The organism is Thiomonas intermedia, assembly GCF_002028405.1.
GTDB classification, from domain to species: Bacteria; Pseudomonadota; Gammaproteobacteria; order Burkholderiales; family Burkholderiaceae_C; genus Thiomonas; species Thiomonas intermedia.
In genome coordinates this window covers 846525-872646 of the sequence record NZ_CP020046.1, presented here as the reverse complement: position 1 = coordinate 872646, position 26122 = coordinate 846525, and the positions used below count along the sequence as shown (strand labels likewise).

The following is a 26122-nucleotide window of genomic DNA, read 5'->3' as shown; positions in this document are numbered from 1 at the left end:
CGAGCCAGCTGCTTGTCAAATGGGAAGATTGTATCGGTCTGCCGCCTGGGCGTTGGCCGTCTCCCGCACGGCGGCGATGCGCTGCACATAGGCCGGGTGCGGGGCCTCGACGAAGCCGTCTTCGAACGCCAGCACCCGCAGCGCCGGGCGCACCGCGTCGAGCAATTCGCCGGGGCGCAGCAGAAACTCGGGATTGGACGGTTTGCCCAGGCTGGCCTGCCCGAGCGCGAAGGTTTCGTAGAGCAGAAAACCGCCCGGCGCGACGGCCTGCACGATCCGGGGGAGCAGAGGGCGCCACAGGTAATGCGTCACGACGACCGCGTCGAAGGTCTGATCCCGGTACGGCCAGGGTCCGGCTTCGAGGTCGGCGATCCGCACGTCGGCAAGAGCCTGCAGCCCCGAGAGGGCGTCGGCATTGCGGTCCACGGCGAACACTTTGTACCCACGCTGGTGCAGCCAGCGGACATGACACCCGCCGCCACAGGCGACGTCGAGGACGGTGGCACCAGCCCGGAGCACCGAGGCGTGACGCACGATCCAGGCAGAAGGAGGAGGCAGGGCGGAGGCGTTTTCGGTAGCCATGGAGAAGCATCGTAACGGTGCCGAGCGGGCCGCGATGCGTGCGCATCATTCTTGCAAGGCAGAATAGGCAGCATCGTCACTTACCCTTCAGCGAACACACGATCTTATGACCTCAGCCACCATTCTCGTGACCGGCGGTGCCGGGTATATCGGCTCGCATACCTGCGTGGCCCTGATCGAAGCGGGCTACACCCCCGTGGTGTATGACAATCTGTGCAACAGCAGCGCCGAGTCGTTGGCGAGGGTGGAACGCATCACCGGCCAACGCCCCGCCTTCGTGCAGGCCGACATCCGCGATGCTGGCCGTCTCGACGCCGTTTTCACGCAGCACAAGATCGATGCCGTGATCCACTTCGCCGGCCTGAAGGCCGTGGGTGATTCGGTGGAAAAGCCGCTCATGTACTACGACAACAACGTCGGCGGCACGGTGGTTCTGCTCGAGGCGATGCAGCGCGCCAGGGTGCACAAGCTCATTTTTTCGTCGTCGGCCACGGTCTATGGCGATCCGGCTTCGGTGCCCATCCGTGAAGACTTTCCGCTCAGCGCGACCAACGCCTACGGCCGCAGCAAGCTGATGATCGAAGAGATTCTGGGCGATCTGCACCGTGCCGAACCGCATTGGCGCATCGCCCGCCTGCGCTACTTCAACCCGGTGGGGGCGCACGAAAGCGGGCTCATCGGCGAAGACCCGCGCGGCATTCCCAACAACCTCATGCCCTTCGTTACGCAGGTGGCCGTGGGGCGTCTGCAAAAGCTGCGCGTGTTCGGGGGCGACTGGCCGACCGTGGACGGCAGCGGCGTGCGCGATTACATCCACGTCATGGATCTGGCCGAGGGTCACGTCGCCGCCTTGCGCCATCTGTTGGGACATGAGGGCCTGTTCACGGTCAACCTTGGCACGGGGCAGGGCTACTCGGTGCTGCAGATGGTGCAGGCCTTCGGCAAGAGCATCGGCCGCGAGCTGCCGTATGAGATCGTGGCGCGCCGTCCGGGCGACATCGCCGAATGCTGGGCCGACCCGGGCGCGGCCCGCGAATTGCTGGGCTGGAGCGCCCGGCGGGGACTGGACACCATCTGTGCCGACGCCTGGCGTTGGCAGCAGGGCAATCCGGAAGGCTATGGCGCCTGAGCCCGCCGCCTGGCTGGCCCGAAGCCGCGGCTTGCTGAGGCCCCGCGCTTGCATCGGTTTGCGGCCGGGCGCTATGGTTGACCCTGAATCAACAGACTGAAAGGACCATCATGAGCAAGACCACGCTGCATGCCTCGCCCGCGCCGATTCACATCGGCATCTCCGACACCGATCGGGCCAAGGTGGCCGAGCATCTCTCGCATCTGCTGGCCGATACCTACACGCTCTATCTCACGACGCACAACTTCCACTGGAACGTGACCGGGCCGATGTTCAACAGTCTGCACCAGATGTTCATGGATCAGTACACCGAGCTGTGGAACGCCGTCGATCCGATTGCCGAGCGCATTCGCGCCCTGGGCTTCGCGGTGCCGGGCTCCTATCACGGCTTCAGCTCGCGCTCCAGCCTGGCCGACGTGCCGGCGCTGCCGCCCAAGGCGCAGGAGATGATCGGCATTCTGGTCAAAGGCCACGAAGCCGTGGCCAAGACCGCGCGCGCGGTGTTCTCCGTGGCGGACGATGTCAACGATCAGCCGACCGCCGATCTGATGACCCAGCGTCTGGACGTCCACGAAAAGACGGCCTGGATGTTGCGCTCGCTGCTCGAAGGCTGAAGCGGCGTGAACGCAGCCGTCTTGGCTGCGTCTCGTGCCGGATTCGCACAGACCTTCTGATGCGCGTTCCATCGACGTTCCCTGCGTGGCGATAATTCACGCATGGAACGTCTGCGCTTATGGCTGGCCTTGATCCGTTGGGACAAGCCGGTCGGTTCTCTCCTCTTGCTGTGGCCGAGCCTGTCGGCCTTGTGGATCGCCAGCGATGGCCGACCGAGCGTGTGGCTGGTCGTCGTCTTCATCGCCGGTACCTTCCTCATGCGCTCTGCCGGTTGCGCCGTGAACGACGTGGCCGATCAGGACTTCGACCGCGCCGTGCGCCGCACCGCGCAGCGCCCGGTGACGTCCGGCAAGGTATCCAGCCGCGAGGCCTTGCTGGTTGGCGCCGCGCTCGCGCTCGCCGCCTTCGGTCTGGTACTTACCACCAATGCGCTGACCATCCAGATGTCGGTCGCAGCCTTGCTGATCGCCATCGCCTACCCCTACACCAAACGCTGGCTGGCGCTGCCGCAGGCTTATCTCGGTGTGGCGTTCAGCTTCGGCATTCCGATGGCCTTCGCCGCCGCGCGCGGCGAAGTGCCGGTGGTGGCCTGGGTGCTGCTGCTGGGCAATCTGTTCTGGGTGCTGGCCTACGACACCGAATACGCCATGGTCGATCGGGAAGACGATCTCAAGGTGGGCATCAAGACCTCGGCCATCACCTTCGGCCGCGCCGATGTGGCAGCGGTGATGGCGAGCTACGCGGCCTATCTCGCGCTGTGGGCCGCGGCGGGCTGGGCGCTGCAACTCGGTTGGCCCTACTTCCTGGGCATTGCGGCGGCCGCAGCCCAGGCCGCGCATCACTACACCCTCATCCGCGGGCGTAACCCGGCGCAGTGCTTCCGCGCCTTCCGGCTCAACCACTATCTGGGTTTGGCGATTTTTGCCGGGGTGGTGCTGGCTTACCTCAAATGAGTTGAAGTCTCAGAGGCTGTGAATGAACCCGGCGCGGCATGAGCGGGGGGGCGGATTTGTTCGCAGCCTCTTGGGTTCGGAGCGCGAGTGTATGGCGTCCCACGCACCCAGATTGGCGCGCCTGCGCTTCGTGCCTGTCCTCGCCGAGGGTGATCTTCATCGGTTCAACGGTGTTCGAGCGCAAGCTTGAAAGCAAGGCCGACGAAGGCTGCTGCAAAACACCGGCGCATCCAGGTCAGGACTGCGGGCCGGGAGAGGATGTGCGTGCGCGCTTTGGCAGCGAATAGGCCGTAGAGCACGAACACAGCCAAAGTCAACGCCATAAAGGTGGCTGACAGTTCCAGCATGGTGACCGTTGGATGGAGATCGCCAGTCTGGATGAACTGCGGCAGGAAAGCGACGAAAAAGATCGACAGTTTGGGGTTGAGAACATTGACAAACGCGGCGTGCCGGATCACCTGCATGTCGGAGCGAGAGGGCGCCTCCGCGCTGATCGTCAATGCGCCCCGTTCGCGCCACGTCATCCATGCCAGGTAGAGCAGGTAGCACACGCCCGCGATCTTCAACAGTTCGAACGCCAGACTGCTGGCATGCAACACCGTGGCCAGTCCGGTGACGGCCACCAGCATCTGCGGCAGGATGCCGAGCGTGCAGCCCAGAGCTGCGACGACAGCGCCGCGCATGCCATGCGACAGACCTGCAGCCAGGGTTAGGAGCACGCCTGTTCCCGGAGATGCGATGACCAGGAGCGAGGTGACGAGAAATTCGAGCCCCATCATGCTGACACCTCCCGCACCAACGCTGTCGGCCACAGCATCAGGATCGTTTGATGGAGCGAAGTGATCAATTGGCCGACGTCCAGCGCGGCCGTGCCGTGCATGGCCTCGGCGACGACCAGGACATGGTGGGTTTCACAGCTCACCGCCGAATAGCTGCTCTGCCGATGGGTCCAGCGGCGTGCATGGGCACGACATTGGGCATCGGCAAAGATGATCTCGCCGGGTTCCGGACGTTCCACCTCGCCCGAAAAACTATCGTAGCGCTCCGTGCCGGTAGCGCGGCGTACCACGAGGCCCTCGGCGATCCGGTCCAGGTCGAATGCCGCAACCGGAATGGCGAAGGCGGCCGAGACGGCGTTGCAGAGATCCACGAAGGGATGCACCGATGGCAGGCCGCCTTCTTTGCGCAGCCGACGCAGCAGGGCCTCCGGGGCGCAGCGATATTGCGTTGGTTTGCAGCCCATGCGGCTGAAGACGCGACGCCAGGCTTGAATCTCCGGCAGGTCGGCCTCGGTGCCGGAGGTGAGACGTTGGGCCGCCAGCCGAGTGAACCGGGCGACGCTTTCGGTCACATCTGCTGTGGTACGGATGCCCTGCACATGAAGCAATCCGGTGGATCGTTCAGGGAACTCGTCGTGCAACGATGGTGAATAGCAAAACAACATGATCGGGCCTCGGATTTGGACTGCGAGGCATCCATCATCCAGGCCTGTTGTCTTCCGGTCTTGAACAAAATTGCAGCTTCTCAGCGCATGGCTCTGGCGTAGGTGCCCGGCGTGAGTCCGTAAGTGCGCACGAACAATCGCGTCAAGTGGCTCTGGTCGGCAAAACCGCATGTCACGGCGACTTCGGCGGGGGCCATGCCCCGGCGAATCAACTGGCGGGCCAGACGCAAGCGGCGCTGCACCAGATAGGTATGGGGGGTCAAGCCGGTCTGCCGGGCAAATGCCCGAAGGAACTGATAGCGGCTGAGACCGGCTTCCTGTGCCAACACCGCCAGCGACACCGCCGATGCCGGGTCTTCGTCCATCATCGAGCGCGCTTTGTAGATTGCCGTTGGAATGCCGGTGAGCCGGTGAGGAATGGACTGCAGCAGCGGACCGAGCGCAGACAACAGCGCTTCGTCCAGTTGCAGCGGACACTGCGCCGCGCCGGTCGCTGCATTGAACAGGTGATGAACCGCGAAGGCGACCCGCCTGTCCTGAACAACCGGACTGACGAACTCGCTATGCCGACACGTTTTCTCGGCGATGTCGCCGGCGGCCTCGGCGACGATGGCGGGGTCCAAATAGAGCATGAACCAGGAACGCCCTTTCGGGCCGATCGGCGCACCATCATGCACTTCACCCGGATTGACGGTGATGACATCGCCCGGCCCTGCCTCGACCGTGCCGCGTCCGCTCGCAGATCGGTGTCCGCCGCGCGTCATCAGGCCGAGTCCAAACTGTTCGTGGGTGTGTCGGCCAAAGGTGATGGCCGAGTCGGCAACAGTGGCCTCGATGCCGCGCAGCTTGCACGGCAGCATCCGGAAGTCTTGGCCTTTGATCATGTGCCCAGGATCGAGGCGGCAGGTCTGTTCAGCCCGTCAGCCGTTGCAGCGCTTCGCGGTAGCGGGCCACGGTGTGTTCGATGACCTCGGCGGGCAGGGTGGGCGGTGGAGGTTGTTTGCTCCAGCCGGGCACGCCTTCGAGCCAGTCGCGCAGGAACTGTTTGTCGAAGCTGGGCGGGGAGATGCCTTCAGCCCAGGTGTTGGCGGGCCAGAAGCGCGAGGAATCGGGCGTGAGCACTTCGTCCATCAGCGTGAGGGTGCCGTGTTCGTCGAGGCCGAACTCGAACTTGGTGTCGGCGATCAGGATGCCGCGGGCCGCGGCGTAGTCGGCGGCGCGCTGGTAGAGCGTGATGCTGACGTCGCGCACCTGGGCGGCGAGTCCGGCGCCGACGGTTTGTTCCATCTGGGCGAAGGTGATGTTCTCGTCATGCTCGCCCAGCTCGGCCTTGGTGGCGGGGGTGAAGATGGGCGCGGGCAGCTTGCTCGCCAGCGTCAGCCCGGCGGGCAGGGCCACGCCACACACCGCGCCGCTGGCCTGATAGTCCTTCCAACCTGACCCGGCGAGGTAGCCGCGAACCACGGCTTCCACCGGCAGGGGTTTGAGGCGCTTGACCACCATGGCGCGGCCGCGCACCTGTTCGCGCTCGTCCGCCGCCACCACGCTCTCGGGATCGACCTCGAGCAGATGGTTGGGCACCACATCGTGCAGCAGGCCGAACCAGAAGCGGGCCATGCGGGTGAGGATTTCGCCTTTGCCCGGAATGGGCTCGGCCATGATGACGTCGAAGGCCGAGATGCGGTCGGTGGCCACCATCAGCAGCCGGTCCGTGCCCACGGCGTAGTTTTCGCGCACCTTGCCGCGGGACAGCAGGGGCAGGGAATGTAGGGAGGATTGCAGCAGCGCAGAGGTCATGGGAGGGCTTTCGTCGCGGAATGGCGGAGATTGTAGAAATCCCCGTCAGGTCATCAGCTCAGCACCGTCATGCTCAGGCGGCGGCGGTAGCTTTCCACCGTGGGGTCGGTGACGGGGGGCTGGCCCGCGGCGGGCTTGGGCGCATGGGCTGGCGTCATCAGTTCGAGGATGTTGACAAAGGTCTTGCGCGCCCGGTCTTCGCTCCAGCTCTTGTCGCGCATGAGGATGTCGAGCAGTTCGTCGAGCGCGGCCGTCCACTGCTGCGACGCCATGTGCTGCTGCGCCAGGGCGTAGCGGGCGTCGAAGTCGCGCTTGTTGGTGGCGATGCTGGCCTGCAGCGCCGCCATCGTCGGCAGGCCGGGCGCGGCCTGCGCGGCTGCGAGCCAGTCGCCCAGGGCCTGGATGCGCGCGTCGGCCAGGGCTTTGCCGGTCATGGGCTCGAAGGCCATCGCGGCCTCGGCGGTGCGCCCGTCTTTCAGCAGCAGTTCGACATAGTCCTTGCGCGCCACGTCGTTGGCGGGGTTGGTGGCCAGATCCTGCTGCAACTTCTCCAGCGGCGACACGTCGGGCCCTGATGGCGGCTCGGCGTCAGAGGGCTCGGCATCGTCGGCCGGGTCTGGCGCGGCGTCGGGAACGTGCTTGTCGAGGAACTCGCGGATCTGGCCCTCGGGCAACGCGCCCACGAAACCGTCCACCGGCTGGCCGTCCTTGAGCAGCATCACCATGGGAATGCTGCGCACGCCGAATGCGGCCGCCAGTTCCTGCTCCTCCTCGGTGTTGATCTTCACCAGTTTGAATCGGCCCTCGTAAGCCACCTCCAGCTTTTCGAGGATGGGGCCGAGCGCACGGCACGGGCCGCACCAGGGCGCCCACAGATCCACCAGCACGGGGACGGTGTTCGAGGCTTCGACGACTTCGGTTTCAAAATTGGCAACGGTGGCATCAATCATGTTCGACTCCTGAAAGCAGGGCAGATGGGGGCGTTCGCCGTCATACCAAGAGGGGTATGGCGGCGCAGGTGGCGCCGTTGGCCGGAAGCATAGCGGGGCGCGGTTTTCGGGGCGTCTGCCGCGGATTCTTAAAATCAGCGGTTTTCAGATCTTGCACAGGAGCAGGCAGATGGCCGTGATCGGCGTGGTGATGGGTTCGCAAAGCGACTGGGAGGTGATGCGCCATGCGGCCGATCTTCTCGCCCGCTTCGGTGTGGCGCACGAATGCCAGGTGGTTTCGGCCCACCGCATGCCCGACGATCTGTTCGCCTATGCCGAAAGCGCGCAGCCGCGCGGCCTGCGGGCCATCATCGCCGGTGCCGGCGGCGCGGCGCATCTGCCCGGCATGCTGGCGGCCAAGACCGCGGTGCCGGTGCTCGGCGTGCCGGTGCCGAGCAAGTATCTGCGGGGCGAGGACTCGCTGCTGTCCATCGTGCAGATGCCAAAGGGCATTCCCGTGGCGACCTTTGCCATCGGCGAGGCCGGGGCGGCGAATGCCGCCCTGTTTGCCGTGGCGATGCTGGCGGCGCATGACACCGATTTGCGCGACCGGCTCGACGCCTTCCGCGCCGAACAGGCGGCGGCGGCGCGCGCCATGCGCGTGGGAACGCAGGCATGAGTGCCGGCGCGGCATTCATTCCCCCCGGAGCGACGCTGGGCGTGCTCGGTGGCGGGCAATTGGGCCGCATGTTCGCCCAGGCGGCGCAAAGCGCGGGATACGGGGTGGTCGTGCTCGAAGCCGACGAGGCGGCCCCTGCGGCGCAGGTCACAGGACGCCACCTCGCCGCGCGCTACGACGATCCCCTGGCCCTCGATCAGCTTGCCCGCGACTGTGCCGCGGTGACGGTCGAATTCGAGAACATTCCCGCGGCATCCATGCAGTGGCTGGACGCCCGCGTGCCCCTGGCGCCCGCTCCGGGCGCTCTGGCGCTCTGCCAGGACCGGGCGCAGGAAAAGGCCTTGTTCAAGCGGCTGGGCGTGCCCTGCGCCCCCCATGCCGTGCTGACGGCGGGGGTCGATCCGCACGCCGTCAGTGCCGATCTCTTTCCCGGCATCCTCAAGACCACACGCCTGGGCTACGACGGCAAGGGCCAGATGTCGGTGGCCTGCGCCGCCGATCTGCCCGCCGCCTGGGCCACGCTCGGCGGGGTGGACTGCGTGCTGGAGAAGAAGCTCGATCTGGCCTATGAACTCTCGGTGGTGATGGCGCGCGGGCGAGACGGCTGCGCCGTGCTGTACGAGCCGCAGCAGAACCTGCACCGCGACGGCATTCTGTTCGCCAGCTTTTCGCCCGGCCCCTCCATCACCCCCGACCTCGCCGAGGCGGCGCAGAACGCCGCGGGCACGGTAGCGCAGGGGCTCGACTATGTCGGCGTGCTCTGCGTGGAATTTTTCGTGCTGCGCGACGGTCGCCTGCTGGCCAACGAAATTGCCCCGCGTCCGCACAACTCCGGCCATCACACCCTCGATTCCTGCGATGTGTCGCAGTTCGAACTGCAGTGGCGCACCCTGGTGAACGCACCGCTGTTGGCGCCCAGGCAACACAGCGCCACCGTCATGCTCAACCTGCTCGGCGATCTCTGGTTCGACGCCGCGGGCCAGCAGCGCGAGCCCGACTGGGCCACCGTGCTGGCGCAGTCGGGCGTGCATCTGCACCTCTACGGCAAACACGCCCCGCGCAAGAGCCGCAAGATGGGCCATCTCACCTGCACGGCCGCCAACCCGACCGAGGCGCGGCAAAACGCGCTGCACGTCTGCACCGTGCTCGGCCTGGAACCGTTCTGACGTGAGCGCGGTGAATACCGACGCCCAGGTGCGTCCGCGCGAGATCGTCGAAGCCGTGCGGCGTCTGGAGGCTGGCGAGCTGGTCGGCCTGCCCACCGAAACCGTCTACGGCCTCGCGGCAGACGCCGAGAATCCCGAGGCCGTCGCCAAGATCTACGCCGCCAAGGGGAGGCCTGCGGACCACCCGGTGATCGTGCACGTGCACCGCCTCGCCGATCTGGGGCATTGGGCGGCCGAGGTGCCCGAAACGGCGCGCCAGCTTGCCGCCGCCTTCTGGCCCGGACCGCTGACGCTGATTCTGCCGCGCAAGCCCGGCGTGGCCCAGGCCTGCGCCGGCGGACAAGACACGATCGGGCTGCGCTGCCCGTCCCATCCCGTCGCCCAGGCCGTGCTGGCGATTTTCAAGGGCGGGCAGGGCGGGTTGGCGGCGCCTTCGGCCAACCGCTTCGGCCGCATCAGCCCCACGACGGCAGCCCATGTGCAGGCCGAACTCGGCCACGACCTGCTGGTGCTCGACGGTGGCGCTTGCGCCGTCGGCATCGAGAGCACCATCGTCGATTGCACCGTGCAGCCGCCGCGCATTCTGCGTCCGGGGCTGCTGCAGGCGGCCGATCTGGCCGCGGTACTTGGCGTCTCGGCAGAGGCCTTGCAGCGCCCGGCCGATGACGCCCCCCGCGTTGCCGGTGCGCTGCCCGCACATTACGCGCCACGCACCGCCTTGCTGTTGCGCACCCGCGAACAGATCCACGCCGACCTGGCGCAGGCGAACGACACGCGGCGCATCGGCGTCCTCGCGCGGCATGCACTCGAGGACGGCATCAGCGCGACTTGGATGCAACTGCCCGACGACCCGGCTGGCTACGCACAACGGCTCTATGCGGCGCTGCGCGAGCTCGACCAGGCCGGACTCGATCAGATCTGGGTCGAAGCCCTCCCGCCCACGCAGCCCTGGCTGGCCCTGCGCGACCGCCTGAGCCGTGCAGCCCGGGGTTCGGGCGCTCCGGGGAACTGAGGCCGCACCGTCTGCAGCCCCCCGCCGAGCATTGCGACGAAGGGGCTTGTGACTGCGGCGGCGCAGACGTTGCCCACCCCGTATGTATCAAAATGTTGCGAAAGTGCAAACCTATGCGAAATGTGGAAAACCTCCCTTGCGACGCCATTTTCCCTAGGCTATGCTGAATCGAACGGTCGTTCTATTTTGACCCGCCCGCCTGCAGGACAGCAGGCCTACAACAATGTTTGAGGAGATATTCATGCGGAATCGCGTCTGGATTGCGCTGGCCTTGGCCAGTGCCTTGGGCTTGGCAGGTTGCGGCGGCGGCGGAGGCAACCCCTCGGCGCCCACGCTGTCGACCGTGGCCAGTGTGAACGCGGCCAGCACGGCGCCGACATCAGCGCCTAGTGGGGGATTCAAGGCGGTGGTGTCGTTCGGAGACAGCCTCTCTGATGTCGGAACCTATACCTTGGCGGCATACAGCACTTACGCCAATCCAGCCTCGCCCTTATACAACTCTAGTATTCCGGCTTGGGCCCCTCCCGCCGCCTATGCCGGGGGCGGCCAATTCACCGTCAATGGTCTTGCAACTGGGAATTGGGTGAGTGACCTCGCAACTTCACTTGGGTTGCCAATCACGCCCAATGTGATCGGCTATGCAGGCCAGTATTTCAATCCGCAGAATCCGACGACACCCAGTACTACGCCTATTTACTGCCCCTTTACGGTGCAGGCAAACTGCTATGGATTTGCGCAAGGCGGATCAATGATCAGTACGGCGGCGGGGATCGGAAACAGTACTGGAGCGCTGACATATCCCTTAACTCAGCAGGTGCAAAATTATCTGACTCAATTTGGGGCCTTCAACAGCAATCAGCTGATCACCGTGCTTGCGGGCAACAATGATATTTTCACGGCGCTCTCGAATGTGAGCACGCAGGTCACGGCAGCGGTGACTCAAGCGGCCACACAAGCAGCGCAGGCGGGGACACCCCTGACTGCTGATCAACTGGCTACAGTGAAATCGCAGGCGACCTCGCAAGCCGCTGCAGTTGCTCAGGCCACGGTTGCCGCTGCAGCCGACCAGCTTGCGGGGCAGGTTCAATTGATGCTGAAGAACAATGCCAAGTACGTTCTTGTTTACACCTTGCCCGATTCGTCGTTAACACCATTTGGTCAGTCACTCTCTGGCGGCACCACATGTGACAACACCGACATCCACACACCTTGTTATTTGCTGTCTAACTTGGTCCAGGTTTTTAATCAACGTCTGTTGAACGATCTTCAAGGGCAGCCTGTAAAAATGATGGATGGCTTCGCATTGCTGAACAAAGAGATTGCCAGTCCTGCGCAATTTGGTTTGACGAATGTCGCCGCGCCGGTCTGCGACATTAACGGACCAGTGCTTTCCCAACTGGGCAATTCATCGCTCTTCTGCAATACCACCACCCTGGTGAGCGGGCTTGATCCGAATACATCCCTTTTTGCGGATGCCGTCCATCCCACACCTGCCGGCTATCAAATCATTGCGAAAAATACGATGGATGCGATGACCAGTTTTGGCTGGATTTCACAGTGAACCCGCAGCACTCATAAAACTTCTGAGGAGAACTCATGATGCGTCAATCGCGATTCAATGTTCTGCGCGGTGCTTTGATGGCTGCGGGCTTGGTGGCGGGGGCGGTGTTTGCCCCGGCAGCCATGGCGGACGACACCGGGCCGCAAAACACGGTGTTCGTGGGCCTGGCTTATCTGCAGAATCACTCCAAATCGGCCAATCTGAGCGGGTACAACACGCCGCCCAATCTGAATCTGGATGTGGGGGATGCTTCCACGCTGGGGCTGGTATATGTGCGCAATCTGCCCGGACCCTTCAGCTTCGAGCTGGTGTTGGGCTATCCGCCGCGTGTGCGTACCGATGCCGCCGGGTCGGGATGGGGGGCGTTGCGGGGAGCCGGCGTGACGGATGTGGATGTCTACTCTCCAACGGCCTTCATCAACTACCACTTCTTCGGTGATCACGCCAAGTGGGATCCGTTTGTCGGTGTCGGTCTGAACTACACCAAGTTCACCAATACCAAGGCGCTGCCGCCGTTGACCGGCCTGCAAGGGCCGACGCAGATCAGTCTCTCGGATTCTTGGGGGGCTGCCGCGCACGTCGGCCTGATCTACCGCTTCAATTCGAAGTGGTCGGTCGTCGGCACGGTGGCCATGGCAGACGTGCAGAGCGATCTGACCTCCACGTCCTATTCGCCCGTCAATCCTTCGGTCATCACCTCGCAGGCAAAGACGCGCATCAATTTCCATCCCATCATCTACACCTTGGCGGTGGGCTATAGTTTTTGAACCGCTGCGCCAGTTGGGCGTTGTGAAGAAAAGGGGGCTTCGGCTCCCTTTTTTTGGGGCGCGAATCAAAAAGTCGATCTGTCTTTATATACAGTTGTGCTACATTGCGCAGCAGTGCCGTTTGGACGGGAAGACATGAGGAACATGCCATGGAACAGGGGAAGTCTGCAGTGAATCCAGAAAAAGCCAAGGCGCTAGCCGCCGCGTTGTCGCAAATCGAAAAGCAGTTCGGCAAGGGCACCATCATGCGCATGGCCGACGGCGAGGCGCAGCATGACATTCAGGTGGTGTCCACGGGCTCCCTGGGGCTGGACATTGCGCTGGGCGTGGGCGGCTTGCCGCGCGGCCGCGTGGTCGAAATCTACGGGCCCGAGTCTTCGGGCAAGACCACCCTCACGCTGCAGGTCATCGCCGAAATGCAGAAGATCGGCGGCACCTGCGCCTTCATCGATGCCGAGCATGCGCTTGATGTGCAATATGCCTCGAAGCTCGGAGTGCAACTGCCCGATCTGCTGATTTCCCAGCCCGACACGGGCGAGCAGGCGCTGGAAATCGTCGATGCGCTGGTGCGCTCCGGTTCGGTGGACATGATCGTGATCGATTCGGTGGCCGCGCTCACGCCCAAGGCCGAGATCGAGGGCGAGATGGGCGATTCGCTGCCAGGTCTGCAGGCACGTCTGATGAGCCAGGCGCTGCGCAAACTCACGGCCAATATCAAGCGCACCAACTGCCTGGTCATTTTTATCAATCAGATCCGCATGAAGATCGGCGTGATGTTCGGCAACCCCGAAACGACGACCGGCGGTAACGCCCTCAAGTTCTACTCGTCGGTGCGTCTGGACATCCGCCGCATCGGGGCCATCAAGAAGGGCGAAGACGTCATCGGCTCCGAAACACGGGTCAAGGTCGTGAAGAACAAGGTGGCGCCGCCGTTCAAACAGGCGGAGTTCGACATTCTGTATGGCGAAGGCGTGTCGCGCGAGGGCGAGATCGTCGACTTGGGCGTACTGGCCAAACTGGTCGAAAAATCGGGCTCCTGGTATGCCTACAACGGCGAGAAAATCGGCCAGGGCAAGGACAATGCTCGGGAGTTCCTCAAAGCCAATCCGGATGTCGCTCGCGAGATCGAGAACAAGATTCGCGTCAGTCTGGGCGTGCCTGAAGCCAATGCGCTGATGAACGCGGACATGACCGAGGAAGATCAGGACTGAGTGCGGCTCGCGTGGGCGTCGTTGATGCAAGCTCCGATCGGCTGCAGCCGAGGCGAAGCCGCCGCAGCTTCATCGGTCTAGTCTGCGCCGTCGTGCCATGACGCCGCCTCGCGCCCAACCCTCCCTGCGTGCGCGTGCCGTGCGCTACCTGTCGCAGCGCGAACACAGCCCGCTGGAACTGCGCCGCAAACTGCTTCGCTATTGTGAGGAGGCCGACGAGGTCGATGCCTTGCTCGCCAGCCTGGAGCAGGCTGGCCTGCTCAGTAGCGAGCGTTTTGCCCAGTCGCTGATCCACCGGCGGCAGCAACGCTACGGCAATTTGCGCATCGCACAAGAGCTCGAGGCGCATGGTCTGCCGGGCGATGCCACCGCGGCGCTGCGGCAATCGCTCAAGGACAGCGAGCTGGCGCGTGCCCACGCCGCCTGGTCGCGCAAGTTCCCGACGCTGCCTCAAGATGCCCCGGAGCGTGCCCGACAGGCCCGCTTCCTGACCCAGCGCGGTTTCAGCAGTGACACGGTGCGTGCCGTGCTGCGGGGCGAGACGCCGGAGGCTTCCGACTGACTTGCTGCGACGCAGCAGGCTGCTACACTGATTATTGCGCTTCATCAAAAATAGATCAGCCATGCGCGACTCTCCTGCCGCCCCTTCTTCACCCTACCGCCGTCTGGTTCACCGCCGCAGTCTCAGTGTCGAGGTGTATTCGCGCGACGACGGCCTCTGGGATCTGCAGGCTGAATTGCGGGACGTGAAGACGCGCGATCTGACCCTGTCCGAGCGCACCCGCCCTGCGGGCGTGCCCGTGCACGACATGTTGCTCATCGTCACCCTCAACGATGCGCTCGATATTGTCGATGCCGGGTCGCACACCCTGTTCAGCCCTTACGACACCTGCGGCGATCATGCCCAGGCCTACAAGCGGCTGATTGGTCTCAATCTGCTGCGCGGCTTTCGGGCCGCCGTGCGCGAGCGGCTCGGCGGTGTGCTGGGCTGTACCCATCTGACCGAATTGACGCAGATACTGCCCACCGCAGCGATTCAGGGTTTGGCCGGGCTGACCCAAATCGCCTTGCCTGTCACCGAAACCGAGCGCCCCGCCGACATGCCCTTTCAGCTCAACCGCTGTCACGCCCTGCGGCTGGACGGGCCTGCGGTGGCCGAGTTCTATCCCCGTTGGGCGCAGCCTGCTGCGCCGCAACGTGCCAAAGGCACAATGCCTACACCACAAGTCGAGGACGAGACACCATGAAAATTCATGAATATCAGGCCAAGGAACTACTAAGGGACCATGGGGTGCCGGTTCCACGCGGCAAGCCCGCGTTTTCCGTCGATGAAGCTGCCGCCGCGGCACAGGAATTGGGCGGTCCGGTCTGGGTGGTGAAGGCGCAGATTCATGCGGGCGGGCGAGGCAAGGGCGGCGGCGTCAAACTGGCCCGCAGCATGGACGAAGTCAGGCAGCTTGCGTCGCAGATTCTGGGCATGCAGCTCATCACGCATCAAACCGGGCCCGGGGGGCAGAAAGTGCGGCGTCTGCTGATCGAGGAGGGCGCCGACATCCGCAAGGAGTATTACGTCGCCGTGCTCACCGACCGCGCCACGCAGAAAGTAGCCGTCATGGCGTCGAGCGAAGGCGGCATGGACATCGAGGAAGTGGCCGCCAAGACGCCGGAGAAAATCCTCAAGGTCTTTGTCGATCCGCTTGCGGGCTTGCAGGACGCTCAGGGCCTGGAACTGGCCGCCGGCATCGGCATTCCGCTGGCCTCGCAGGCCCAGGCGGTCGATGTGCTCAAGAAGCTCTACCAGTGCTATATGGATACCGATGCCTCGCTGGTGGAGATCAACCCGCTGATTCTCGAAGGCAACGGCCACATCAAGGCGCTCGATGCCAAGTTCAACATCGACGACAACGCCTTGTTCCGCCACCCCGAGATCGTGGCGCTGCGCGATCTCGATGAGGAAGATCCCGCCGAGATCGAGGCGAGCAAGTTCGACCTCGCTTACATCCAGCTCGACGGCAATATCGGCTGTCTGGTCAACGGCGCCGGGCTGGCCATGGCCACGATGGACACCATCAAACTGTTCGGCGGCTCGCCCGCCAATTTCCTGGACGTGGGCGGCGGCGCCACCACCGAGAAAGTGACCGAGGCGTTCAAGATCATGCTGCACAACCCGCATGTCAAGGCGATCCTGGTCAATATCTTCGGCGGCATCATGCGCTGCGACACCATTGCCGAGGGCGTGATCGCTGCCTCGCGTACCGTGGGGCTGAGCGTGCCGCTGGTGGTGCGCATGAAGGGCACCAACGAGGAGATCGGCCGCAAGATGCTGGCCGATTCCGGCCTGCCCATCATCAGCGCCAACACCATGGGCGAGGCCGCGCAGGCTGCCGTCCATGCCGCGCAGGCCTGAGAGGCTGAGAACTTTTCATCCATGCCCACCTTGCACGCCAAGACGCCCCCGCCCGTCGTTGCAAATGCTCGCCATAGCTTGGGCTATGGCTGCGCGTTGCGCCTCGATCGGAGACGTTTTGACGCCCCTTTCGGCCAGGGCCGAAAAATCCTCTGCCTCTGAGCCGAGCCCATCCAGCACACGAGAACACCATGGCTATCCTGATCAATAAAGACACCAAGGTCATCACCCAGGGCATCACCGGCAAGACCGGCCAGTTTCATACCCGCATGTGCCGCGACTACGCCAACGGCAAGAACTGCTTCGTCGCCGGCGTCAACCCCAAGAAGGCCGGCGAGGATTTCGAGGGCATCCCCATCCACGGCACCGTGGCCGACGCCAAGGCGGCGACGGGAGCCACGGTTTCGGTCATCTACGTGCCCCCGGCCGGCGCGGCTGCGGCCATCTGGGAAGCGGTGGAAGCCGATCTCGATCTGGCGATCTGCATTACTGAGGGCATTCCCGTGAAGGACATGCTGGTGGTGCGCAACCGCATGAAGGCCAAGGAGGCCGCAGGCGGCAAGAAGACCCTGCTGCTCGGGCCGAACTGCCCCGGTCTCATCACGCCCGATGAAATCAAGATCGGCATCATGCCCGGGCATATTCACCGCAAGGGCCGCATCGGCATCGTGTCGCGGTCGGGCACGCTCACCTACGAGGCGGTGGCGCAGGTCACCGAACTGGGGCTGGGCCAGAGCAGCGCGGTGGGCATCGGCGGCGACCCGATCAACGGTCTCAAGCACATCGACATCATGCGCGCCTTCAATGACGATCCCGATACCGATGCCGTCATCATGATCGGCGAGATCGGCGGTTCCGATGAAGCCGAGGCCGCGCGCTGGTGCAAGGCCCACATGAAGAAGCCGGTGGTTGGCTTCATTGCGGGGGTCACGGCGCCACCGGGCAAGCGCATGGGTCATGCCGGCGCGCTGATTTCCGGTGGAGCCGATACGGCCGACGCCAAGCTCGCCATCATGGAAGAGTGTGGCTTCAAGGTGACACGCAACCCCTCTGAAATGGGCAAATTGCTTCAACAGGTTCTCTGAGACGGCAGGCCACCCTGCGGCCGCCCGGCGCGCCCAGAGGCCGATCGGTGCAAACGCCGGAGCTGCAAGGAGTGGCAAACGGTATGATGCGTGCGAGGTCCCGATGGGACTGCATTGATATCGCTCGGGGCAGCCATCGGCATGGAACACTATCTCACCGTCGAGTTCTTGACGGCCATCGGTCAGATCGTTCTGATCGACATTCTTTTGGGCGGAGACAACGCCGTGGTCATCGCATTGGCCACGCGCAAACTGCCTCCGCGCCAACGCAAGCTTGGCATTCTCTGGGGTACCGCGGGAGCGATCGGCCTGCGCGTGGTCCTGATTTTTTTCGCGCTGACCCTGCTCAAGCTGCCATTTCTCAAGATCGTCGGCGCGCTGCTGCTTTTCTGGATTGGCATCAAGCTTCTTGCGCCGCAGGACGACGACGGCCACGGTGATGTGCAGGCGGCCGACCGGCTCTGGGCTGCGGTCAAGACGGTCATCATTGCCGATTTCGTGATGAGTCTGGACAACGTGATCGCCATCGCGGGCGCCGCCCAGAATGCCGGCGAGCAGCACAGCATGTTGCTGGTGGTGTTCGGTCTGTTGCTGAGCGTGCCCATCATCGTCTGGGGCAGTCAACTGGTCATCCATCTGATGCAACGATTCCCGGTGATCATCGTCCTGGGCGCCATGCTGCTGGGCTGGATCGCGGGCGGTCTGATCGTGACCGACCCGGCCGTGTCTCATTGGGTCGAGGCGCTGCCCTGGGCCGACTATGCCGAGAAAATCGCCGGGCTGATCGGTGCGGTTGTGGTCTGGGCCGCGGCAAAGTGGATCTACCGCCGTCCACAGGCGTCGGCCACATGAGCGCGCAACGCGGTTCCCAGGCGCTCATCCCGCAGCGCGCAGCATGGAGGGGAGGTCTGTGAGCGCGAACATGGCCAAATCATCGGGCCCGAACGCGGCCCTGCAGTACGAAATGATCAGCCTGACCCATCCGGGCCGCGTGCGCGAACATAACGAAGATGCCGTGGCGTTTGACGCGCTGGCGCAGGTTGCCGTGCTGGCCGATGGCATGGGTGGCTACGCCGCGGGCGAAGTGGCCAGCGGAATGGCCACCGCGCAGATCTGTGCCCGCATCTCTCGCTTGAAGGCCGACTATCCCAAGGTGACGGCGCTCGATCTGTCCACCGAGTTGCGCTTTGCCGTGCGCCACGTGAACGTGGAAATTCTGCGTGCGGCGCGTGGCAATGCGCAGTTTTCCGGCATGGGCGCCACGCTGGTCGCGGTGGCGTTCACCGGCAATGTGGCGGTGATCGCCCATGCGGGTGATTCGCGTGTTTACCTGCTGCGTCAGCGCCAGCTGCGCCTGCTCACCCATGACCATTCGGCATTGCAGGAGCAGATCGACATGGGTCTGATCCTGCCGGAGGATGCGGAGAAGATCGGTGGCAAGAATCTGGTGACGCGCGCGCTCGGCGTCGATGCCAAGCTGGAACCCGACGTCGCCATGCATCCCATGATGGCGGGGGACGTGTTGCTTCTGTGTTCAGACGGCTTGAACGATATGTTGACTGATGCCAAAATCGAAGCCGTGATGCAGCAATTCACTGGACATCCCTCTGCTGCTGCACGCCAGCTGGTGGAGGATGCGAATGCTGCGGGGGGGCGCGACAACGTATCCGTCATCTTGGTGACCGCGCGTACGCTGGCTTGAGGCGACAAGCCGTTTTTTCCGACCAGACTGATAACTCAAACGGACTTCAAATCGTGGCCAAACTCGTGATTACCCTGGATGGCAAGGTTTTGAAAGAGGTCGTGCTCAGCAAAGACCGCACGACCCTGGGGCGTCGTCCGTACAACGATGTGGTCATCGACAATTTGGCCGTCAGTGGCGAGCATGCCGTGCTGCTGCGAGACGCCGGGGCGGAAGTCGAGAGCTACACCATTCAAGATCTGGGCAGTACCAACGGCACCTATCTGAACGGTGCCCCCATCAAATCCAGCCCGTTCCGCGAGGGCGATACGGTCGATATCGGCAAGTACAGTCTGCGTCTGCTGTCCGATACCCGTCAGACCACCTTTGGGCCGTCGCGCTTCGGCGCCTCCACCGGCTTCGGCAACTCGCGGTTCGGCAATTCGGGCTTTTCCGATTCGCGCACCCGGGCGGGTGACGTTGAGCGCAGCTACAAGATCAAGGTGCTCAGCGGTGATGCGGCCGGGCGTGAAATTCTGCTCAGCAAGGAGCAGACGACCTTTGGCCAACGCGGCACCCTGGTGGTCAGCGTGATGCACAAACCGCGCGGCTACGAACTCGTGCAGGTCGAGGGCGAGAAGCGGGCGCAGGTCAACGGCGTGTCTCTCGGGCTCATGCCCGTGGTGCTGCGATCCGGTGACGTGATCAACCTCACCGGCATTCAGTTGCAATTCCTGCAGGTCTGAGAGCGCCCCCAGGGTCGGCGAGCCGACCCGCCCCCCGCGGGGGATGAGAAAACTTGGGGCGGCTCGGCGTTTTCTCATGAGCTTGTGAACCTTTCAGCCATGCCCGAAAAATTCACAAGCTCTGAGCGCCTCGCCCAAAACAAAACGCCCGCAAGGACCACGGTCGATGCGGGCGTTTTTTCGCAGTGCCCTTTCAGCGGGGCACGCGCATGACCTTGAGCATATTGGTGCCGCCTGCCGAACCGATCGGTTCGCCACAGGTGATGGCGTAGCTGTCGCCTGAGGCCACGGCCTTTTTCTCGATCAGCCGGGCTTCGGCCTGATTGAGCAAGGCGTCGCGGTCGGTGGTGCTGAAACTCAGCAGCATGGGTCGCACGTTGCGGTAGAGCGCCATGCGGCGCACCGAGGTTTCGCTGCGCGACAGCGCGTAGATCGGCACGTTGACCCGGTGGCGACTCATCCACAGGGCGGTGGAGCCGGACTCGGTCAGGGCCGCGATCGCCTTGCAGCCCAGGTGGTGTGCGGTGAACAGCGCCGCCATGGCGATGGACTGATCGATGCGGGTGAACTTCTTGTCGATGAAGTCGTGTTCGAGCTTGACCTCTTCGACGTTCTCCGCGGCCACGCAGATGCTGGCCATGGCCTCGACCGTCTCCACCGGATACTTGCCCGCGGCGGTTTCAGCCGAGAGCATGACGGCATCGGTGCCGTCGAGCACGGCGTTGGCGACGTCGGACACTTCGGCCCGGGTGGGGACCGCGTTGACGATCATCGACTCCATCATCTGCGTGGCGGTGATGACCACGCGGTCCATTTCGCGCGCCATGCGGATCATGCGCTTCTGCAGCGCCGGCACAGCGGCGTTGCCGACTTCCACGGCCAGGTCGCCGCGCGCCACCATGATGCCGTCGGAGGCGCGCAGGATTTCGGCCAGCGCCGGAATCGCCTCGACCCGCTCGATCTTGGCGATCAGCGCCGGTTTGTGGTTGTAGGGCTCGCCCGCCACGTTGGCGAGCTGGCGCGCCAGCTCCATGTCGGTGGCATTCTTGGGAAAGGACACGGCGAGATAGTCGGCCTGGAAGGCCATCGCCGTGCGGATGTCTTCCATGTCCTTGGCGGTCAGGGCCGGGGCGGAGAGCCCGCCCCCCTGCTTGTTGATCCCCTTGTTGTTGGACAGCTCGCCGCCGATGGTGACCGTGGTGTGGATCTGCTCGCCGCTGACGTTTTCGACGGTGAGCACGATCAGGCCGTCGTTGAGCAGCAGGCGGTCGCCGGCCCGCACATCACGCGGCAGGTCTTTGTAGTCCAGGCCGCAGCGGTTCTCGTCGCCCAGCTCGCAAGTGGCGTCGAGAATGAACTTGTGACCCGGCTGGAGCATGACCTTGCCGTCCTTGAACCGGCCCACGCGGATTTTCGGCCCTTGCAGGTCGGCCATGATGGCGACCGCCTTGCCAAGCCGGTCGGCCGTCTCGCGGATGAGCTGTGCCCGATCGATATGGTCCTGCGCCTTGCCGTGAGAGAAATTGAGTCGGACGACGTCAACCCCCGCGGCAATCATGCGCTCGAGGACGTCTGGCGAGGAACTGGCAGGACCGATGGTGGCAACGATTTTTGTGGCGCGGGACATGAGTAGCGGAATGAGGAGGATGGGCAAGAAACGCGATCGGTGAAAATGTGGAGTCATTCACGGACACCGGGCCGTAGTGTAGAGCGTGCTCTTGACGATTTCGTGCCAGGCGTCAGAATCGTGTCAGCCTGATTGATCCCGCGCACGCCGACCTTTCCGCACCCCATCTGCGTTCATCCATGAGCGAGTCTTTTCCCGACGAGACGATTCCCACCGAGTCCAGCGGTACCGACATGCTGCCCGGCCTGGCCGCCGTGCCGGAAGTCAGGAGCCTGCTGGAGGCGGTCGATCTGCCCATTGGCCGCTGGGATGCCGAGGGGCGGCTGACCTTCTTCAATCCCCCTTACAAGACCTGGTCGCGCCGCGCGCCAGATGAGCTGCGGGGCCGAACCCTCGCGGAGCTGTATGGCGAGGAGGCCTGGACGGCCGCCCGACCGGCGTTCGAGCGCGGATTCGCCGGGCAGCAAGCCGATTATCTGCGGCTGCTTCGGCATCTCGATCCGCCGCGCTGGGCGCGCATCCAGGTCTTTCCCGAACGGGGTGCCAACGGCCGCATCGACGCGGTCTACACCATCGCGCACGACGTGCACGACGACGTCACCGCCGCGATGGCGCTCAAGCGTTCCAACTGGCTGCTCGAACAGGCGCTGGACAATCTGCCCTGGGGGGTCATCGAGAGTAATTCCGAACTCATCATCACGCGCTGGTCGCGCTCCGCCGAGGCCATTCTCGGGTATTCCGAGACCGATCGTCTGGGGACGCACCGGCTGGCCATGGGGGTACCCGAGGAGGAGCGCCCCCGCACCATGGCGGTCTATGAGCGCCTGTTGCGCGGAGAGATCGACAGTTGGGTGGAGCAGGCGCAGTACATCCGCAAGGACAGGCGGCGCATCTGGGTGGAATGGACGCTGTCGGCGCTGCGCGACGAAGAGGGGCGCGTCGTCTCCCTGCTTACGTTCGTGCGCGACATCACCCATCAGATCGACACCCACGCCAGACTGCTGCACCGGGCCGAGCGCGACGCGTTGACGGGGGTGCTTAGCCGTCGCGCCATCATGGAGCGGCTCGATACCGCTTTGGCACGCCACACGCGCGAGGACAGGCTCGCCCTGTGCTTTGTCGATCTCGACGGTTTCAAGCAGATCAATGATCGCCTGGGTCATGTGCGCGGCGACCGCCTGCTGGTCCAGGTGGCGCACGCCATGCAAGACGCCTTGCGCCGCGACGATGCCATTGGCCGCATCGGCGGCGATGAATTCGTGGTGCTCAGCGCCGTGGCCGATCTGTCGTCGGCGCAGGCGCTCGCGGCCAAACTCGTCGAAGTCAGTGCCGCGGCGGGTTACGACCTGCTCTCCGGCCTGCGGGTGACGGCCAGTGTCGGGGTGGCTGTAGCGCCCACCCATGCGCGCAGCAGCTTCGAACTGTTGCAGCGTGCCGACGACGCCATGTACGCGGCCAAGCAGGAAGGCAAGAACCGCTGGGCTTTGTGTCATCGACGCATCGACGGCGGCAATGCCTCGGCGCTGCACGGCCCTGGACCGTTTTGATCAGGACGGTGTCAGACCCAGGTGTGGCTGACCCAGTTCAAGATCCAGTAAGCCACCATGCCGCTGAGGATGGTGCCCAGAATGCCTCGGCGGGCAAAAAAATAGCCAGCCGCAATCACGGCCGCGCCCAGCTTGACCCAGGGCGGCCCCAGAGGGGTGAGCAATAGAAGCTCGGGCGCCACGACGGCGGCCAGCGCCGCCGCCGGCGCAAACCGCAAGGCGATCTTGACCCTCGCGGGCAGGGGCATGGGTTTGCGCGACAACAAAAAGAGGTTGCGGCTCAGCACGGTCACGGCCGTCAGGCCGACGACGAGGGCGATCTGCTCAAGCAAGGTCATGTCCGAGTCGTCCTCAAGGTTTGGTGCCGTCGAGCAGGCCGCCTGCGCCCAGTTGCCGACTGCTCCAGGCCTCCCAGGCCATGCCCACGACGAGGGCGCCCACGATGGCGACGACCAGATTGAGCCGCAGCGGCAGCCAGAACAGCAGCGCACTGAGTGCCGAGGCGACGATGATCACACCGGCAATCATGCGATCGGCCAGGAGGGACAGGACGATGCCCAGAAGCGCCAGCGTGCCGGCGAAGGCCAGCCCCCAGGAGCCGGGAATGTGCTGCGCCATCAGAATGCCCAGAATGGACGGAACCTGCCAGGCGATCCAGTTGGCCAGCGAGACCCCGAGGAAATACTGCGCCTGCTGCGGGTCTTGAGTGGGGTGGGGGTGGCGCCGGATCATCAGCACCTGATTCAGGTCGCCAATCAGGTAGCCATACGCCACACGCCGCAGCCTGGGCAGATTTTCGAAATAGGGCCGCATCTGTGCGCTGAACACGACGAAGCGCAGATTGACGCAGAACGCGGTGCCGAGAATCAGCCAAAGCGGCGCGCCCGCCGCGATCAAGGGCAGCACGGCGAGTTGGGCGCTGCCGGCGAATACGAACAGGCTGATGGCCAGGGCCAGCTGCACGCTCAGGCCCGACTTGACCATGGCCACACCCGTGACCAGCCCCCAGGCCGCAATGCCCAGGGAGACGGCGCGCATGTCCTGCAGGCCCTCACGGAAAGCCGGGCGGGCATACATCGATTGAACGCGGGAGAGGGTGGACATGAGCGGGCGAAAGAACAGGTGCTATTTTGCGCCGCATCAAAAGCCTGCGGCAAGCGGCGAGGCCGCAGGTGTGACAAAACACGCACACGTCCACGCCAGACGGTGCGGACGGGTTTCAGTGATTGACCGGCACCGTGATACGGCGCAGCACCGGCGCCTGCTTGAGCGCTTCGAGCAAGGGGGCCGCCTGGCGAGGCGTCAGGCCGGCCTGCGCCGCCTGGGCCGGGAACTGCTTGGCCAGACCAGGCGCATACAGCCAGAACGAGCTGGCGGTGTAGCGCGCCAGGGCCAGTGCCTGGTCCGCATGCCCCAGTCGGCTGAGCAGCAGCACGCGGCGGATCAGCAGACTGGGGTCGCCATAGGCATGGCTGACCCGATCGATTTCGGCCTGCTCGCGCAAAAGCTCGCGATGGCTGTCGCGGGCGCTCACCTGAATGCCGCTGGCGAGTGCAAAGCCGATCAGAGGGCGGAAGAACAGATCGCTGCGCTGGGCCTGGCGGATGGCCTGGCCAGCCGAGGCGCGATCGGCCGAGTAGGCGTCGTTGGTCACGCTGTAGTCATAGCCGGCCTTGACCACCAGCAGGGCCGCCAGCAGCCCGACGCCCAGCGCTGCGGGGCGCGGCAGCGTCAGAGTGCGCCAGGCTGATGCGTGGTGGTGCGCCGTCGTTCGGGGACGGTCGAAACCGTCCATCCATCCCGCCAGAAAGGCGAACACCCACAGGAAATAGAGGTACCAAAGCGGATACTCGACCAGACTGTGCAGGCCGAGGAAAGCCACGCCCATCCAGGCGGCGAGAGGCAGCGGCGTGGCGCCGTCCGGGCTGCCGCGGCCGAGTTGCGTCCATGCCCTTGCAGAGCGCCAAAGCCAGGCGAGGGCGACGAGCAGAATCGGCACCGTGCCGGCCAGGCCGGTCTCTGCGAGGAATTGCAGGATGAGATCGTGGGCGTTGTCGATGTTGTCCAGCGGCAGCGGATGGAGCGCATGATGAATGGCCGCGTGCTGCAATCCCCAGCCGAGTTGCCCCCAGCCCGCGCCGAACCAGGGCAGGTGCTCGAACACCTGCCAGGCGTTGCGCCAGATCAGCGCCCGCGCATTGACGGGCTGATCGATCTGCCGGGTCACCGCATCGAGAAAACTGATCCAGCCGAGGTGATCGGCTTCGCGCAGCGCCAGCCACCACAGGGCGTAGAGCAGCGGTACCGCCACCAGAGCCGCCCAGCGCGGATGACGCCAGGCACCACGCACCGCGATGAGAACCAATGCCGACGCGACCACCGCCTGCACCATGCCCGTGCGCGATCCGCAGACCACCAGGGCCCAGCTCAGACCGATGACGCTGGCCCACACCGCACTCACCCTGAGCCGCGGGGCCCACCAGGCCAGCCCGGCCAGGCCGAGCGCCACGGCCGTGGCGTAATGGTTGGGCTGGCGCAGATTGCCGAACACCCGGCCGGTCGAGGGGTAGCTGATGATGTCGGAGTAAAACGGCGCATGTGAGGCCAGCCAGGCGGCCAGCGTCGGCATTTGCCAGAGTGCGAATTGCACCAGGCCGAACGCCACCTGGACCAGGCCCTGCAACAGCAGCCCCGCGGCCGCCACATCGAGCCAGGGGTGGGCGAGCCGTTCATCGGCCGAACTTGTTTGCCGTGCGGCGGCCTGTCCCAAACCGGCCGCCAGCGCCGCGCTCATCAGCACCGCCGCGGTGATCGCGCCCTGGCTGGCGTAGGCGAGTTGTCCGCTGAGGGTCTGCAGTCCGACCACGGCCGCAGCCACCCCGAAGCCCAGGGCCGCGAGGCCGAAACGCGGCGTCAGCCCGCTCCAGGCCGCCGCAAGGAAGACGCTGGCCCACAGTGCGGCCGCCACCAGCGTGGTGCCCATTTTTGCCACCACGCCAGGATCGAAGGGCCAGATCAGCGGCAGGGACAGGGCCAGCCCCAGCAGGCCGAGGGCGAGTTGTTGGCGGAATGCAAGCCGAGCAGACGCGGGCGTCGGGCCAGTGGAAGCGGGAGTAGGGAATGCCATGCCGCGCATTATCTGTGCGGCCCCAGACCAAGGCGCCAGGACCGGGCCTGGCCGGTC

Annotated in this window: 27 protein-coding genes; 17 read left to right on the top strand and 10 right to left on the bottom strand. The window is 64.6% G+C overall.

From position 1 onward, the window contains the following. Window positions 1-15: 15 nt before the first annotated feature. Complete coding sequence (locus BVH73_RS04070) at window positions 16-582, bottom strand: class I SAM-dependent methyltransferase (RefSeq protein WP_079416320.1); 567 nt, start codon at window positions 580-582, stop codon at window positions 16-18. 106 nt (window positions 583-688) lie between these two features. Here BVH73_RS04070 and galE point away from each other — a divergent pair, with 106 nt between their 5' ends. The 3 genes from galE (at window position 689) to ubiA (ending at window position 3279) form a co-directional block, all read left to right on the top strand. Further along, window positions 689-1711, top strand: a complete 1023-nt coding sequence (gene galE / locus BVH73_RS04065; protein ID WP_079416318.1) for a UDP-glucose 4-epimerase GalE — start codon at window positions 689-691, stop codon at window positions 1709-1711. A 110-nt stretch (window positions 1712-1821) separates the two neighbouring features. After that, complete coding sequence (locus BVH73_RS04060; protein WP_079416316.1) at window positions 1822-2325, top strand: Dps family protein; 504 nt, start codon at window positions 1822-1824, stop codon at window positions 2323-2325. A gap of 102 nt (window positions 2326-2427) precedes the next feature. Beyond that, window positions 2428-3279, top strand: a complete 852-nt coding sequence (gene ubiA, locus BVH73_RS04055) for a 4-hydroxybenzoate octaprenyltransferase (RefSeq protein WP_079416314.1) — start codon at window positions 2428-2430, stop codon at window positions 3277-3279. Between the two features lie 164 nt (window positions 3280-3443). Here ubiA and BVH73_RS04050 read toward each other — a convergent pair whose 3' ends face one another. From BVH73_RS04050 to trxA, 5 genes are all read right to left on the bottom strand, one after another. Continuing rightward, window positions 3444-4058, bottom strand: a complete 615-nt coding sequence (locus tag BVH73_RS04050; RefSeq protein WP_245800405.1) for a LysE family translocator — start codon at window positions 4056-4058, stop codon at window positions 3444-3446. Further along, entirely contained in the window at window positions 4055-4723 is a 669-nt protein-coding gene (locus tag BVH73_RS04045) for a B3/B4 domain-containing protein (protein WP_079416312.1), read from the bottom strand. The genes BVH73_RS04050 and BVH73_RS04045 overlap by 4 nt, the downstream gene beginning before the upstream one ends. Window positions 4724-4803: 80 nt before the next feature. Continuing rightward, window positions 4804-5607, bottom strand: a complete 804-nt coding sequence (locus BVH73_RS04040; RefSeq protein ID WP_079416310.1) for a helix-turn-helix transcriptional regulator — start codon at window positions 5605-5607, stop codon at window positions 4804-4806. A 28-nt stretch (window positions 5608-5635) separates the two neighbouring features. Continuing rightward, complete coding sequence (locus BVH73_RS04035; protein ID WP_079416308.1) at window positions 5636-6520, bottom strand: phosphoribosylaminoimidazolesuccinocarboxamide synthase; 885 nt, start codon at window positions 6518-6520, stop codon at window positions 5636-5638. Between the two features lie 53 nt (window positions 6521-6573). After that, a complete protein-coding gene (gene trxA / locus BVH73_RS04030) occupies window positions 6574-7470 on the bottom strand; it encodes a thioredoxin (RefSeq protein WP_079416306.1) in 897 nt (298 codons plus the stop codon). A gap of 169 nt (window positions 7471-7639) precedes the next feature. Between trxA and purE the strand changes: the two genes are divergently transcribed. The 13 genes from purE (at window position 7640) to BVH73_RS03965 (ending at window position 19764) form a co-directional block, all read left to right on the top strand. Next, window positions 7640-8128: a 5-(carboxyamino)imidazole ribonucleotide mutase gene (purE, locus tag BVH73_RS04025; RefSeq protein WP_079416304.1), complete on the top strand. Its 489-nt coding sequence runs from the start codon at window positions 7640-7642 to the stop codon at window positions 8126-8128. Continuing rightward, the gene (locus BVH73_RS04020) at window positions 8125-9294 is read left to right on the top strand and encodes a 5-(carboxyamino)imidazole ribonucleotide synthase (protein ID WP_079416302.1); all 1170 of its coding nucleotides are present in this window, start codon (window positions 8125-8127) and stop codon (window positions 9292-9294) included. Before purE ends, BVH73_RS04020 begins: the two co-directional genes overlap by 4 nt. Window position 9295: 1 nt before the next feature. Then, complete coding sequence (locus BVH73_RS04015) at window positions 9296-10306, top strand: L-threonylcarbamoyladenylate synthase (RefSeq protein WP_079416300.1); 1011 nt, start codon at window positions 9296-9298, stop codon at window positions 10304-10306. 241 nt (window positions 10307-10547) lie between these two features. After that, window positions 10548-11867 carry an SGNH/GDSL hydrolase family protein gene (locus tag BVH73_RS04010; protein ID WP_079420314.1) on the top strand — a complete coding sequence of 440 codons (1320 nt, stop codon included), beginning with the start codon at window positions 10548-10550 and terminating at the stop codon, window positions 11865-11867. A gap of 35 nt (window positions 11868-11902) precedes the next feature. Beyond that, window positions 11903-12634, top strand: coding sequence for an OmpW/AlkL family protein (locus BVH73_RS04005; protein ID WP_079416298.1), 732 nt, complete (start codon window positions 11903-11905; stop codon window positions 12632-12634). Between the two features lie 149 nt (window positions 12635-12783). Beyond that, a complete protein-coding gene (gene recA / locus BVH73_RS04000) occupies window positions 12784-13845 on the top strand; it encodes a recombinase RecA (protein WP_079416296.1) in 1062 nt (353 codons plus the stop codon). 97 nt (window positions 13846-13942) lie between these two features. Beyond that, window positions 13943-14407, top strand: a complete 465-nt coding sequence (gene recX, locus BVH73_RS03995) for a recombination regulator RecX (protein WP_079416294.1) — start codon at window positions 13943-13945, stop codon at window positions 14405-14407. A 61-nt stretch (window positions 14408-14468) separates the two neighbouring features. Next, window positions 14469-15092, top strand: coding sequence for a DUF2889 domain-containing protein (locus BVH73_RS03990; RefSeq protein WP_079416293.1), 624 nt, complete (start codon window positions 14469-14471; stop codon window positions 15090-15092). Further along, window positions 15089-16252 carry an ADP-forming succinate--CoA ligase subunit beta gene (gene sucC, locus BVH73_RS03985; protein ID WP_079416291.1) on the top strand — a complete coding sequence of 388 codons (1164 nt, stop codon included), beginning with the start codon at window positions 15089-15091 and terminating at the stop codon, window positions 16250-16252. Before BVH73_RS03990 ends, sucC begins: the two co-directional genes overlap by 4 nt. 191 nt (window positions 16253-16443) lie before the next feature. Then, window positions 16444-17337, top strand: coding sequence for a succinate--CoA ligase subunit alpha (gene sucD, locus BVH73_RS03980; protein WP_079416289.1), 894 nt, complete (start codon window positions 16444-16446; stop codon window positions 17335-17337). Between the two features lie 141 nt (window positions 17338-17478). Then, on the top strand, window positions 17479-18189 hold the full coding sequence (locus tag BVH73_RS03975; protein ID WP_079416287.1) for a TerC family protein: 711 nt from the start codon (window positions 17479-17481) through the stop codon (window positions 18187-18189). A 70-nt stretch (window positions 18190-18259) separates the two neighbouring features. Beyond that, entirely contained in the window at window positions 18260-19039 is a 780-nt protein-coding gene (locus BVH73_RS03970) for a PP2C family protein-serine/threonine phosphatase (RefSeq protein WP_079416285.1), read from the top strand. A gap of 53 nt (window positions 19040-19092) precedes the next feature. After that, on the top strand, window positions 19093-19764 hold the full coding sequence (locus tag BVH73_RS03965; protein WP_079416283.1) for an FHA domain-containing protein: 672 nt from the start codon (window positions 19093-19095) through the stop codon (window positions 19762-19764). Window positions 19765-19957: 193 nt separating this feature from the next. On the opposite strand, the gene pyk is transcribed toward BVH73_RS03965, so the two are convergent. Continuing rightward, entirely contained in the window at window positions 19958-21391 is a 1434-nt protein-coding gene (gene pyk / locus BVH73_RS03960) for a pyruvate kinase (protein WP_079416281.1), read from the bottom strand. Window positions 21392-21570: 179 nt separating this feature from the next. Here pyk and BVH73_RS03955 point away from each other — a divergent pair, with 179 nt between their 5' ends. Continuing rightward, window positions 21571-22938, top strand: coding sequence for a sensor domain-containing diguanylate cyclase (locus tag BVH73_RS03955; protein ID WP_079416279.1), 1368 nt, complete (start codon window positions 21571-21573; stop codon window positions 22936-22938). An 11-nt stretch (window positions 22939-22949) separates the two neighbouring features. Here the strand turns inward: BVH73_RS03955 and BVH73_RS03950 are convergent, their stop codons facing one another. From BVH73_RS03950 to BVH73_RS03940, 3 genes are all read right to left on the bottom strand, one after another. After that, a complete protein-coding gene (locus tag BVH73_RS03950) occupies window positions 22950-23276 on the bottom strand; it encodes an AzlD domain-containing protein (RefSeq protein WP_079416277.1) in 327 nt (108 codons plus the stop codon). Between the two features lie 13 nt (window positions 23277-23289). Continuing rightward, complete coding sequence (locus BVH73_RS03945; RefSeq protein WP_079416275.1) at window positions 23290-24042, bottom strand: AzlC family ABC transporter permease; 753 nt, start codon at window positions 24040-24042, stop codon at window positions 23290-23292. Window positions 24043-24157: 115 nt separating this feature from the next. Continuing rightward, window positions 24158-26065, bottom strand: a complete 1908-nt coding sequence (locus BVH73_RS03940) for an O-antigen ligase family protein (RefSeq protein ID WP_245800404.1) — start codon at window positions 26063-26065, stop codon at window positions 24158-24160. Window positions 26066-26122: the final 57 nt, after the last annotated feature.

Excerpts from the sequence above, each read along its gene's own strand:
- BVH73_RS04070 (WP_079416320.1), bottom strand. The coding sequence starts at position 582 with ATGGCTACCGAAAACGCCTCCGCCCTGCCTCCTCCTTCTGCCTGGATC.
- galE (WP_079416318.1), top strand. The coding sequence starts at position 689 with ATGACCTCAGCCACCATTCTCGTGACCGGCGGTGCCGGGTATATCGGC.
- BVH73_RS04060 (WP_079416316.1), top strand. The coding sequence starts at position 1,822 with ATGAGCAAGACCACGCTGCATGCCTCGCCCGCGCCGATTCACATCGGC.
- ubiA (WP_079416314.1), top strand. The coding sequence starts at position 2,428 with ATGGAACGTCTGCGCTTATGGCTGGCCTTGATCCGTTGGGACAAGCCG.
- BVH73_RS04050 (WP_245800405.1), bottom strand. The coding sequence starts at position 4,058 with ATGATGGGGCTCGAATTTCTCGTCACCTCGCTCCTGGTCATCGCATCT.
- BVH73_RS04045 (WP_079416312.1), bottom strand. The coding sequence starts at position 4,723 with ATGTTGTTTTGCTATTCACCATCGTTGCACGACGAGTTCCCTGAACGA.
- BVH73_RS04040 (WP_079416310.1), bottom strand. The coding sequence starts at position 5,607 with ATGATCAAAGGCCAAGACTTCCGGATGCTGCCGTGCAAGCTGCGCGGC.
- BVH73_RS04035 (WP_079416308.1), bottom strand. The coding sequence starts at position 6,520 with ATGACCTCTGCGCTGCTGCAATCCTCCCTACATTCCCTGCCCCTGCTG.
- trxA (WP_079416306.1), bottom strand. The coding sequence starts at position 7,470 with ATGATTGATGCCACCGTTGCCAATTTTGAAACCGAAGTCGTCGAAGCC.
- purE (WP_079416304.1), top strand. The coding sequence starts at position 7,640 with ATGGCCGTGATCGGCGTGGTGATGGGTTCGCAAAGCGACTGGGAGGTG.
- BVH73_RS04020 (WP_079416302.1), top strand. The coding sequence starts at position 8,125 with ATGAGTGCCGGCGCGGCATTCATTCCCCCCGGAGCGACGCTGGGCGTG.
- BVH73_RS04010 (WP_079420314.1), top strand. The coding sequence starts at position 10,548 with ATGCGGAATCGCGTCTGGATTGCGCTGGCCTTGGCCAGTGCCTTGGGC.
- BVH73_RS04005 (WP_079416298.1), top strand. The coding sequence starts at position 11,903 with ATGATGCGTCAATCGCGATTCAATGTTCTGCGCGGTGCTTTGATGGCT.
- recA (WP_079416296.1), top strand. The coding sequence starts at position 12,784 with ATGGAACAGGGGAAGTCTGCAGTGAATCCAGAAAAAGCCAAGGCGCTA.
- recX (WP_079416294.1), top strand. The coding sequence starts at position 13,943 with ATGACGCCGCCTCGCGCCCAACCCTCCCTGCGTGCGCGTGCCGTGCGC.
- BVH73_RS03990 (WP_079416293.1), top strand. The coding sequence starts at position 14,469 with ATGCGCGACTCTCCTGCCGCCCCTTCTTCACCCTACCGCCGTCTGGTT.
- sucC (WP_079416291.1), top strand. The coding sequence starts at position 15,089 with ATGAAAATTCATGAATATCAGGCCAAGGAACTACTAAGGGACCATGGG.
- sucD (WP_079416289.1), top strand. The coding sequence starts at position 16,444 with ATGGCTATCCTGATCAATAAAGACACCAAGGTCATCACCCAGGGCATC.
- BVH73_RS03975 (WP_079416287.1), top strand. The coding sequence starts at position 17,479 with ATGGAACACTATCTCACCGTCGAGTTCTTGACGGCCATCGGTCAGATC.
- BVH73_RS03970 (WP_079416285.1), top strand. The coding sequence starts at position 18,260 with ATGGCCAAATCATCGGGCCCGAACGCGGCCCTGCAGTACGAAATGATC.
- pyk (WP_079416281.1), bottom strand. The coding sequence starts at position 21,391 with ATGTCCCGCGCCACAAAAATCGTTGCCACCATCGGTCCTGCCAGTTCC.
- BVH73_RS03955 (WP_079416279.1), top strand. The coding sequence starts at position 21,571 with ATGAGCGAGTCTTTTCCCGACGAGACGATTCCCACCGAGTCCAGCGGT.
- BVH73_RS03950 (WP_079416277.1), bottom strand. The coding sequence starts at position 23,276 with ATGACCTTGCTTGAGCAGATCGCCCTCGTCGTCGGCCTGACGGCCGTG.
- BVH73_RS03945 (WP_079416275.1), bottom strand. The coding sequence starts at position 24,042 with ATGTCCACCCTCTCCCGCGTTCAATCGATGTATGCCCGCCCGGCTTTC.
- BVH73_RS03940 (WP_245800404.1), bottom strand. The coding sequence starts at position 26,065 with ATGGCATTCCCTACTCCCGCTTCCACTGGCCCGACGCCCGCGTCTGCT.